This is a genomic window from Azospirillum sp. UENF 112521 (genome assembly GCF_058780665.1).
In genome coordinates, this window is the sequence record NZ_JBSNCI010000002.1 from 2716887 (window position 1) to 2727500 (window position 10614).

The following is a 10614-nucleotide window of genomic DNA, read 5'->3' on the forward strand; positions in this document are numbered from 1 at the left end:
GCGCGACCCGCCGATTGCCCCCTACAACATCCCTCCCGGCCACGGCTAGACTGCCGCCATTCCGCCTTTCCGCCTTCCAAGGGCCCTCGTTCCGGATTTCATCATGACCGATCTGGCCGCCTCCGGTTCCCCGACCAGCACGACGCCGGCATCCGCCGGCCAGCCGATGCCGAGAACCATGACGGGCCGGCTGCTTCGTCTTGCCTGGAGCCTGCGCGGGGTCTGGCATCGGCTGGCACGGCCTCTGACCATGGGGGTGAGGGCGATCATCCTGGACGAGGCGGACCCGGCATCGCCCGGCGTCCTGCTGATCCGGCACAGCTACGTCGATGGCTGGCATCTGCCCGGCGGCGGTGTCGGGCGGGGCGAGACGCTGGTCGACGCCATGCGGCGCGAAGTGCGGGAAGAGGTCGGGCTGATCGCCGACCGCCCTGCTCAGCCTTTCGCCATCTATGCCCGCTTCCGCAACGGGGCGAGCGACCATGTGGCGGTCTATGTCGTGCCTGGCTGGAGCGGCAGCCCGAAGGCCGACGGGGTGGAGATCGTCGAAACCCGTTTCTTCCCGCTCGACCGGCTGCCGGCCGACCTGTCGCCGGCCACCGGACGGCGGCTGGAGGAATTTCTTGGCCGCCGGCCCGTCGCCGAACGCTGGTAGCGGCACCAGATTACAGGGTGGAGCGGGCGGTTCGGACGATCGGCCCTGCCATACCCCAGCCGCAGCGTGAGAAATAGGCACCGCATCGGTTGACAGGGACGCTCCAGCCCTTTCATTGTGCAGTGCAATGAACGCCACACTGACCGTCATCCGCCGCTATCCCGTCAAGGGCATGAGTGGCCAGGATCTTCCCGCAATCGAGCTGACCGCCGGTCAGGCGATTCCGCTCGACCGCCGCTACGGGCTGCTGCACGGCCCGGCCGCGCTGGATACCGAGACGCAGGGCTGGCGCCTGCCGTCGGATTTCTTCACGCTGGACCGCACGGAAAAGCTGGCTGTCTTGCAGAGCGAGTTCGACGAGGCGACGCAGGCGCTGATCATCCGCCGCGGCGGCCGACAGGTGTCGCGCGGCCGGCTGGACCAGCCGATGGGCCGCAACTTGCTGGAACAGTTCTTCGCCGCCTATCTGGCCGGGATCGTCCCCGGCATGCCACGCCTGATCGAAGCGCAACAGGGCGGCTTCGGCAACAGCGAGGAACCCTCGGTCACGCTGCTGAACCTCGCCAGCCTGCGCGACCTGGAGGAGCGGATCGCCAAGCAGCCGGTCGATCCCCGCCGCCTGCGCGCCAACCTGCTGGTGGACGGCATCGATCCCTGGGCGGAGCGCAGTTGGGTCGGCCGGACCCTGACTGTCGGTACGGCAAGGCTGGAGGTGGTGGAAGCGCTCGACTGCACGCCCGGGAACGATGTGAACCCGGATACCGGCGTCGCCGATCTCAGCCTGCCGAACATCATGGAACGCGGCTATGGCCACAGCCAAATCCTGCTGCGCGCCCGGGTGACTGGCGGAGGCCGGATCGCAGTGGGCGACCCGGTCACTCCGGCCGAATAAACATCACCCCAGGTTAGCATCACATATCAGGCGTTTACGGCCGCCCGTTCCTCGCCGTCGGTCTCGTCCTCGGCCGGCTGCTCGTCCTCGTCGCCACCATGCGACGAGATCTGCGGCTGATGGCCGTGCCCATTGCCGGGCTGCCCACCGCGCTGGCGGTTTTCCGATTCCTGAATCTGGTTGATGATTCGGAGGTAATGCTCCGCATGCTGCAGGTAATTTTCCGCCTGCACCCGGTCGCCGGACGACATCGCGTCGCGGGCAAGCGCCTGATACTTCTCCTGCACCTGCCACGCATTGCCGCGGATGCGGACGTCGGGGCCGTTGCTGTCGAAGGTCTGGTGGCGCAGCGGAACATTCTGGCGCCGGCCGGCACCGCCGCCCCCGCCACCACCACTACCGCCGCTGCCCCCGCCGCCGCTGTTGCCACGACCACGCGAACGCCTGGAGTTCGGTCCCTGTCTCATTCGGCTCTTAAGGCCCCATGCAAGAGAAGCGCAGTCCCCGGAACGCTCCGGCGGCCATCCGGCCTTGCGGCCCGGCCACCGAGCCCGCCATGGACGATTTCCATGGGTCGCTCACGGGGTTCAAACGACGCGTCCGCATCGCGTGCGGCAGGCCATGGCGGTCAGCGCTCGGCAGAAAATCATCCGAGATTCTTGCTCCGCAGGCCTTAGGTTCGCGGTCGTGTACCGCACACTACCCGCCAAAGCCTGCCGATCCAACCGTTTTTTTGGATAAGCGGACGCCTCACAGGCTCTTCCGTGCCCTGACACAGCGCTTTACCCCACCAAGGTCACACAGGATTGCGGTGTCTCCCAACCCCTGCGCCCTGACCAGCGCCGCCACATCTTCCGCTTGGCCCTGCCCCACTTCGAAGGCGACCAGTCCACCCGGTACCAGCAGACGCGGCAACTCGGCTGCGAGGATGCGGTAGGGCTCCAGCCCGTCCGGTCCCCCGTCCAGTGCGCGAAGCGGGTCATGCTCCCGCACCTCCGGCTCCAGCGTGGCGATATCGGCGCTGGGGATGTAGGGGGGGTTCGACACCACGATGTCGAAACGCTCCTCGATCCCCTTGGCCCAGTCGCCGGTTTGAAAGCGGGCGCGCTTCGCCAGCCCGTTGCGGTCGGCGTTCCCAGATGCCGCCTCGACCGCGAGCGGGCTGAGATCGATGCCGACACCGGTGGCATTCGGCAGCTCCGACAGCAGCGCCAGCAGGATGCAACCTGTTCCGGTTCCGAAATCGATCAGGCGCAGCGGAGCTTTCCGGTCGGGGATGGTGGCCAGAACCGCTTCCACCACCGTCTCGGTGTCCGGCCGCGGTTCCAGCGTGTCGGGGTTGAGGGCGAGATCGATGGTCCAGAACTCGCGGTGCCCCAGAATGCGCCCCACCGGCTCCCGCGCCGCACGCCGTTCCACCAATGCCAGGGCATGGGCAGCATCGCCATCGGGGATAAGTTGTTCCGCCTTCGTAATGAAGTCGGTGCGGGTGAGGGTCAGCGCATGCTCCAGCAGATAGCGGGCGTCGAGTTCCGGTGTATCGACACCGGCCTCGCGCAGCCGCGCCTCGGCCTGGGCACGCAGGGTGCGGAGGTTCATGCGATCACCCGAGTTCCGCCAGCCGGGCGGCCTCGTCCTCGGCAATCAGGGCGTCGACCAGTTCATCCAGTGCTTCCCCGGCCATCACCTTGTCGATCTTGTAGAGCGTCAGGTTGATGCGATGGTCGGTCACCCGCCCCTGGGGGAAATTGTAGGTACGGATGCGTTCCGAACGGTCGCCGCTGCCCACCTGGTTCTTGCGGTCGGCGGCACGGACAGCGTCCTTCTCCGCCCGTTCGCGGTCGTACAGCCGGGCACGCAGCACCTTCAGCGCCTTGGCCTTGTTCTTGTGCTGCGACTTCTCATCCTGCTGGCTCACCACCAGCCCGGTCGGCAGATGGGTGATGCGCACGGCGCTGTCGGTGGTGTTGACCGACTGGCCGCCGGGACCGGAGGAGCGGAAGACGTCGATCCGCAGATCCTTCTCGTCGATGTGGATGTCCACCTCCTCCGCCTCGGGCAGCACGGCGACGGTGGCGGCCGAGGTGTGGATGCGGCCCTGCGCCTCGGTCGCCGGCACGCGCTGGACGCGGTGAACGCCGGACTCGAATTTCAGCCGGGCGAACACGCCACGGCCGGTGATGTTGGCGGTGGCCTCCTTGTAGCCGCCGATGCCGGTCTCGCTGACGTCCATCGCCTCGAAGCGCCAGCCATGCAGGCCGGCATAGCGACGGTACATCTCGAACAGTTCGGCGGCGAACAGCGCGGCCTCATCGCCACCGGTCCCGGCCCGCACTTCCAGGATGGCGTTCTTTTCGTCCGCCTCATCCTTGGGCAGGAGCGAAATCTGCACCTTGCGCTCCAAATCCGGGATGCGCTTGGTCAGGACGTGGAATTCCTCCTCCGCCATCGCCTTCATCTCGGGGTCGGCGCTGGCATCGCCCATCATCGCCGCTATCATTTCCGCCAGATCGGCAGCCTCGGCGCGGCCCTTCTTCAACTCCGCGATGGCCTCGGCGATCGGGGTGAGGTCGGCATATTCCTTGGACAGCCGGGCGAAGTCGCCGGACTCGGCAAGGCCGGCCGCAAGCGTGTCGCGCAGCTCGTCGTACCGGGCCATCACCTTATCGAACTTCTCGTCCAGGCTCACGTCGCTCGTCCTTATCCCGTTCGTTCTCTTCCAATGCGCCAGCGGTCAGCCGGTCCAGCCCGAACAGGCGGAACATCAGCCGTTCCGCCGCCGCCCGTTCGGCCAGCCCCTCGCCACTGCCATCGGCGGCGAGGGCCCGCAGCGCCTCCGATGGGGCGTGCAGCAGGCGGTTGACCAGCAGCCGCGTCGCCGATGCCGCGTCCAGATCGGCATGCCCGGCCAGCAGGCGCCGCCGCTCCGCTTCGAAATGGCTTCGAAGCGCCGCCACGGCGGGCACCGCTGCGCGTTCCGCACGGTCGCGGGCGAAAGCGGCCACCGCCTCGTCCACGATCATCCAGGCTGCCTGGGTCGCCGCCTCGCGCCCAACCCGGCCCTGCAGCGCCACCCGCTCCAGATCGGCCAGATCATAGACAAAGGCGCCGTCCATGCCCGCCACCGCCGGATCGACATCAGCTGGAATGGCGGCATCGACCACGAAGACCGGCCGGCGGCGGCGGCGCTTCAACACCGTCTCCATCATCGGAGCGGTCAGGATATAGCGCCCAAGACCGGCTGCGGTCACCAGGATATCGGCGCCGGTCATCGCCATCTCCAGATCGGCCCAAGGGGCGAAATGCCCATCGAGCCGCCGAGCCGCCGCTTCCGCCCGCCGATCCACTGGCGCTGCAACGGTCAGCCGCGGCAGCCCGGCTTCACGCAACCCCTCCAGAACCAGGGCCCCCATGTCGCCCATTCCCACCAGCAGAGCGCCGCAGCGCCTGATGTCGCCGTGCAGGTCGCGCGCCACCTGGATGGCTGCCGCGGCCAGCGAGGTTGCGCCCTCCGCAATCGGCGTCTCGCTGCGCACCCGCTTGGCGGCGGCATAGGCGGCCTGCAGAACCGCTTCCAGCTCCGGTCCGGTCAGCCCGGCGCCGGAAGCGCTGCGGTGGGCCGCCTTCAACTGGCCCAGGATATGCGGTTCGCCGACGATCTGGCTGTCGAGCGAGCAGGCCACCGCAAACAGATGGCGCACGGCGTCGATGCCGGTGCGGGTGTAGAGCTGCGGTGCCAGATCGGATGTCGACAGGCTGGCGCGGTCGGCCATGACTTCGGCAATCGCCAGGGCCGCCTCGTTCGGTCGTTCATGGACCGCCTGCACTTCCACCCGGTCGCAGGTGTTGAGCCACAGCACCTGCCCCACCCCCACGGCGCGCAGCCGCTCCAGCATTCCCGCCACTTCCGCCTCGTCGGTGGACAGGCGGTCGCGGACGACGCCGGAGCAGGTCCGGTGGCTGGCGCCGATGACGAGGTAGGAGGTGGTGGTCACGCCGCGGATCGCTGTCCCTGCCCGAATTCCGGGCAGCTTACTCCGCGGCGGGGGCCACGTCTCGCGTGGTTTCTCGGGTGGTTTCGGCTTCGGCAGCCTCCGCGGCGGCCTTCGCCGCCTCGATCTCCGCCGCCTTCTTCTCGACCAGCCCGACCAGATGCTGGACGATGTCCTGGTCCTTCAGCCGATGGTCGGTAACGCCGGACAGATAGACCTGATGGGTGTTGTTGCCACCGCCGGTCAGGCCGATGTCGGTCTCCCGCGCCTCGCCCGGGCCGTTCACGACGCAGCCGATCACCGACAGGGTCAGCGGGGTGGTGATGTGGGCCAGCTTCTGCTCCAGCAGTTCCACCGTCTTGATGACGTTGAAATTCTGCCGGGCGCAGCTGGGGCAGGAAATGACGGTCACGCCGCGCCGGCGCAGCCCCAGCGACTTCAGGATGTCGTAGCCGACCAGGACCTCTTCCGCCGGATCGGCCGACAGCGAGACGCGCAGCGTGTCGCCGATGCCGGACCACAGCAGCATGCCCAATCCGATCGACGATTTCACCGTTCCGGCGCGCAACCCGCCCGCCTCGGTGATACCGATGTGCAGAGGATAGTCGCAGGCTTCCGCCAAGCCCTGGTAGGCAGCGACGGCCAGGAAGGCATCCGAGGCCTTCACCGAGATCTTGAACTCTCGGAAATCATTGTCTTCCAGAATTTTCGCATGGTTCAGCGCGCTTTCGACCATCGCCTCCGGGCAGGGCTCGCCGTATTTCTCCAGCAGATCCTGCTCCAGCGAGCCGGCGTTGACGCCGATGCGCATCGAACAGCCATGGTCCTTGGCCGCCTTCACCACCTCGCGCACCCGCTCGGCCGAGCCGATGTTGCCGGGGTTGATCCGCAGGCAGGCGGCACCGCTCTCCGCCGCTTCGATGGCACGCTTGTAGTGGAAATGGATGTCGGCGACGATCGGTACCTTCACCTGCCGCACAATGTCCTTGAGCGCCAGAGCCGAGTCGCGGTCGGGGCAGGAGACGCGGACGATGTCGGCCCCCACCCGTTCGGCTGCCTGGATCTGCTCCACCGTGGCCTTCACGTCGGTGGTCGGCGTGTTGGTCATGGTCTGGACCGAGATCGGCGCATCACCGCCGACAAGCACGTTGCCGACGCGAATCTGGCGCGATTTGCGGCGAAGGATCTGGCGGTAGGCGCGCACGATCATCTCAGGTCAGCCTCTGGACAGCAAAACGGAACCGGGTGCCGCATCCTAGCGCAGCCGGCATCAGGCCAGAAGTGCGCTCCGGCGCCGGGGATTCAAGGGACAGGGTTGGTGGGGCGCCGCCGACGCATGGCTGACGCCCTCACCGGCCGGTTTCAGCGCCGCACAACCCCGTGGCCGTCGATGGCGACGTCGCGCAGCACCTGCCCGACAGAGCCCAGCGGCGGACTTTCACCACCGTCGGCCATCACCACCAGACCGCCGGCGTTGCCGGTGCGGATCTTCACGTTGGGCTTGTCAGGAACGCGGAAGGTGTCGCCCGGCTTCAACACGCGGGTGAAGACGATCTCGCTGCCATCACGCACCTGAAGCCAGCTTTCCTGCGTCGCCTTCAGGACCAGCTTCGCATTGGTGTTCAGCGTGCCATAAACTTTTCCGTTGGCCGGGACCGATGCGGCCGGAACCGCGGGCGCGGCCGGAGGGGCCGCCGTGGCGTTCAGCGGAGTCGGATCCTGCGGCGACGCCTCGTCGTCGTCCTCGGCCGGCGGGGCCGGTACATTGACGATGCCCTGCCCACCCGTCTGGTTGGCAGCAGGCGCGTTGGCGGAGGGCAATGGCGACTGGGCCGGCGGCAGCACGGCGGCGGCAGTGCCGGCCTGCGGCTTGGCCGCACCGGCTTGCGGAGTTGCCGGCGCTTGCGTGGCGGCGGACGCGACGGTCTGCGGCGGCTTGCCGACGTTGGACGGCGTTCCGGCCGGCGCCGAAGTGGAGGGTGCCGATGCAGCCTGAGTCGGGCTGACCGGAACCGTATTCACCGGAGATTGGGCTGTGTTTGGGGCCGGTGCCGGAACTGCGGGTTCGGCGCCAGGCTGGCCGGACGTTGCGGGCTGGTCGGCCACTTGCTCGGCCGGTTTGGCCGGTACGCCGTCCAGCAGCGAGACCAGACGGTCCGGCAGGGTGGGCACGAGGTCCGCCACCGACCGGTCGGTCGCCGACAGATAATACCAGCCGCCATAAACGATGCCAGCCAGCACCAGCGTGCCGAGCAGCAGCGTTCCGCCCGACGCTCGCCCTTCGGCGGCCGGAGTCGGCAGATACAATTCCTGCCGGCGGACGCTGCCTGCCGCCTCTTCCTTGTAGCGGGTGACGACCATGTCCGGGTCGAGACCCAGGCACTCGGCATAGGAGCGCAGGAAGCCGATGGCATATGTGCTGCCCGGCAGTTCCTGATACCGCCCTTCCTCGATCGCCAGCAGGTAAGGATAGCGGATGCGCAGCATCGTCGCGACGTCGCGCAGGTCATAGCCATGCGCCATCCGCGTCGCACGCAGAGTCTCGGAGACTGAGGGACCGGACGGAGCCGGATCGAAATCGTCGAAAACCTTGCGCTTGGCCATGGGCTCGCCATCTGCTCGCAGCTTGTGCACACACTGGAAAAGCATGCGCAGCGGGGGCATCCGCGTGGATGCAACTTGCGAAATGGGTACGACATGCCGCCCCCACGGCGCAACCGCAATGACCGCGGGTCAGGGAATGCGGGTCGTGACAAGTGGGTGCAGGGTTCTACTCCGAACAGCAAGAAGCCCGCCCTGCGCGAGCAGGGCGGGCTTCTTGCTTTTTGGTTGCGGGGGCAGGATTTGAACCTGCGGCCTTCAGGTTATGAGCCTGACGAGCTACCGGGCTGCTCCACCCCGCGGATGTTTCATTGTTGGATGAGGGAGTGTGAAGATGCAAGCATGCGTGCTTTTGTGTATTGAGCGTCTCATGTGCCTGAGCGACCTGGCGGCGACCTACTCTCCCACGTCTTAAGACGCAGTACCATTGGCGCGGAGGCTTTTCACGGCCGAGTTCGGGATGGGATCGGGTGTTTGACACCTCGCCATGACCACCAGGTCACCGAGGCACAAGACCGACGCTGTTACTGAAAGCGCTTAATGCTTGTTCAGTGCAAGTGAGGAGGATGTATCGAACGGCGATGCGCTGGTCAAGCACTGCTTTGGAGCAGACTTGCTGCTGCGCATGGCGCGGTGAATTGTGGTGTCGAGATCAAGCCGATCGAGCGATTAGTAAGGCTTAGCTTCAAGCATTGCTGCCCGTCCACATGCCTCCTATCGACGTGATGGTCTGTCACGGCTCTCAAGGGAGCTCTGGTTTAGAGGTGGGTTTCCCGCTTAGATGCTTTCAGCGGTTATCCCGTCCATACTTAGCTACCCGGCCATGCCACTGGCGTGACAACCGGTGCACCAGAGGTATGTCCATCCCGGTCCTCTCGTACTAGGGACAAATCCTCGCAAAACTCCGACACCCACGGCAGATAGGGACCGAACTGTCTCACGACGTTCTAAACCCAGCTCACGTACCACTTTAATCGGCGAACAGCCGAACCCTTGGGACCTGCTCCAGCCCCAGGATGTGATGAGCCGACATCGAGGTGCCAAACGACTCCGTCGATATGGACTCTTGGGAGTCATCAGCCTGTTATCCCCGGCGTACCTTTTATCCGTTGAGCGATGGCCCGTCCACGTGGAGCCACCGGATCACTATGGCCGACTTTCGTCTCTGCTCGACTTGTCAGTCTTGCAGTCAGGCGGGCTTATGCCATTGCACTCGACGAGCGATTTCCGACCGCTCTGAGCCCACCATCGCGCGCCTCCGTTACACTTTGGGAGGCGACCGCCCCAGTCAAACTACCCGCCATGCAGGGTCCCGGACCCGGATAACGGGCCACGGTTAGATGCCAGAGACTTCAAGGGTGGTATTTCAAGGTTGGCTCCACACGAGCTGGCGCCCATGTTTCCAAGCCTCCCACCTATCCTACACATGAAGTCCCTAGCACCACTGCAAAGCTGTAGTAAAGGTGCACGGGGTCTTTCCGTCTGACCGCGGGAACTCCGCATCTTCACGGAGAGTTCAATTTCGCTGAGTTGGTGTTGGAGACAGCGGGGAAGTCGTTACGCCATTCGTGCAGGTCGGAACTTACCCGACAAGGAATTTCGCTACCTTAGGACCGTTATAGTTACGGCCGCCGTTTACCGGGGCTTCAATTCAGAGCTTGCACTCCTCCTCTTAACCTTCCGGCACCGGGCAGGCGTCAGACCCTATACGTCGCCTTGTGTGGCTTCGCAGAGCCCTGTGTTTTTAGTAAACAGTCGCTACCCCCTGGTCTGTGCCCCCCGCCATGGCTTGCGCCACAACGGGGCCCTCTTCTTCCGAAGTTACGAGGGCAATTTGCCGAGTTCCTTCAACACCATTCTCTCAAGCGCCTGGGTATACTCTACCAGTCCACCTGTGTCGGTTTGGGGTACGGTCTATAAGGCGGGGCTATTTCCTGGAACCGGTCCACAGCACGATCAATCCGATAAGATCGTACACGCTTTCCAATCCGTCACCTCCGCCAGGCCCACGAATATTAACGTGGTTCCCATCGACTACGCCTTTCGGCCTCGCCTTAGGGGCCGGCTCACCCTGCGTGGATTAACCTTGCGCAGGAACCCTTGGACTTTCGGCGACAGTGTTTCTCACACTGTTTGTCGCTACTCATGTCAGCATTCTCACTTCCGATACCTCCAGGCGACCTCACGGACACCCTTCGCAGGCTTACGGAACGCTCCGCTACCACGTGATCTGAAAGATCACATCCGCAGCTTCGGTACACGGCTTGAGCCCCGATACATTTTCGGCGCAGGCCGGCTTAACTAGACCAGTGAGCTATTACGCTTTCTTTAAAGGATGGCTGCTTCTAAGCCAACCTCCTGGTTGTCATGGCCTTCCCACATCCTTTCCCACTTAGCCGTGATTTGGGGACCTTAGCTGGCGGTCTGGGCTGTTTCCCTCTCGACGATGGACCTTAGCACCCACCGTCTGTCTG

The 10614-nt window shown here is 65.4% G+C and carries 8 protein-coding genes, 1 tRNA gene and 2 rRNA genes (1 of these 11 cut by a window edge); 2 read left to right on the forward strand and 9 right to left on the reverse strand.

Annotated features, from left to right (window positions below):
- Positions 1-103: 103 nt before the first annotated feature.
- Together ACWPN8_RS15260 and ACWPN8_RS15265 are read left to right on the forward strand one after the other, a co-directional pair.
- Positions 104-655, forward strand: coding sequence for an NUDIX domain-containing protein (locus tag ACWPN8_RS15260; RefSeq protein WP_492241296.1), 552 nt, complete (start codon positions 104-106; stop codon positions 653-655).
- Between the two features lie 127 nt (positions 656-782).
- Positions 783-1547 carry an MOSC domain-containing protein gene (locus ACWPN8_RS15265; protein ID WP_109445929.1) on the forward strand — a complete coding sequence of 255 codons (765 nt, stop codon included), beginning with the start codon at positions 783-785 and terminating at the stop codon, positions 1545-1547.
- A gap of 26 nt (positions 1548-1573) precedes the next feature.
- On the opposite strand, the gene ACWPN8_RS15270 is transcribed toward ACWPN8_RS15265, so the two are convergent.
- The 9 genes from ACWPN8_RS15270 to ACWPN8_RS15310 all read right to left on the reverse strand — a co-directional run.
- Positions 1574-2014, reverse strand: a complete 441-nt coding sequence (locus ACWPN8_RS15270) for a DUF4167 domain-containing protein (RefSeq protein ID WP_492241297.1) — start codon at positions 2012-2014, stop codon at positions 1574-1576.
- Positions 2015-2297: 283 nt separating this feature from the next.
- Positions 2298-3146 (reverse strand): peptide chain release factor N(5)-glutamine methyltransferase, encoded by an 849-nt coding sequence (gene prmC, locus ACWPN8_RS15275; protein ID WP_492241298.1) that lies wholly within the window; start codon positions 3144-3146, stop codon positions 2298-2300.
- 4 nt (positions 3147-3150) lie between these two features.
- Positions 3151-4236 carry a peptide chain release factor 1 gene (prfA, locus tag ACWPN8_RS15280; protein ID WP_109445935.1) on the reverse strand — a complete coding sequence of 362 codons (1086 nt, stop codon included), beginning with the start codon at positions 4234-4236 and terminating at the stop codon, positions 3151-3153.
- Positions 4211-5542: a glutamyl-tRNA reductase gene (gene hemA / locus ACWPN8_RS15285; protein ID WP_492241299.1), complete on the reverse strand. Its 1332-nt coding sequence runs from the start codon at positions 5540-5542 to the stop codon at positions 4211-4213. The genes prfA and hemA overlap by 26 nt, the downstream gene beginning before the upstream one ends.
- A gap of 37 nt (positions 5543-5579) precedes the next feature.
- Positions 5580-6749, reverse strand: a complete 1170-nt coding sequence (gene ispG / locus ACWPN8_RS15290; RefSeq protein ID WP_492241300.1) for a flavodoxin-dependent (E)-4-hydroxy-3-methylbut-2-enyl-diphosphate synthase — start codon at positions 6747-6749, stop codon at positions 5580-5582.
- Between the two features lie 152 nt (positions 6750-6901).
- Positions 6902-8143, reverse strand: coding sequence for a helix-turn-helix domain-containing protein (locus ACWPN8_RS15295; RefSeq protein WP_492241301.1), 1242 nt, complete (start codon positions 8141-8143; stop codon positions 6902-6904).
- A gap of 222 nt (positions 8144-8365) precedes the next feature.
- Positions 8366-8442 (reverse strand) — tRNA-Met (locus tag ACWPN8_RS15300).
- An 81-nt stretch (positions 8443-8523) separates the two neighbouring features.
- Positions 8524-8639 (reverse strand): 5S ribosomal RNA (gene rrf, locus ACWPN8_RS15305).
- 149 nt (positions 8640-8788) lie between these two features.
- Positions 8789-10614, reverse strand: a 23S ribosomal RNA gene (locus ACWPN8_RS15310) (it continues 921 nt past the right edge of the window).

Coding starts and splice junctions, on each gene's coding strand:
- ACWPN8_RS15295 (WP_492241301.1), bottom strand. CDS start 8,143: ATGGCCAAGCGCAAGGTTTTCGACGATTTCGATCCGGCTCCGTCCGGT.
- ACWPN8_RS15270 (WP_492241297.1), bottom strand. CDS start 2,014: ATGAGACAGGGACCGAACTCCAGGCGTTCGCGTGGTCGTGGCAACAGC.
- prmC (WP_492241298.1), bottom strand. CDS start 3,146: ATGAACCTCCGCACCCTGCGTGCCCAGGCCGAGGCGCGGCTGCGCGAG.
- ACWPN8_RS15260 (WP_492241296.1), top strand. CDS start 104: ATGACCGATCTGGCCGCCTCCGGTTCCCCGACCAGCACGACGCCGGCA.
- ACWPN8_RS15265 (WP_109445929.1), top strand. CDS start 783: ATGAACGCCACACTGACCGTCATCCGCCGCTATCCCGTCAAGGGCATG.
- ispG (WP_492241300.1), bottom strand. CDS start 6,749: ATGATCGTGCGCGCCTACCGCCAGATCCTTCGCCGCAAATCGCGCCAG.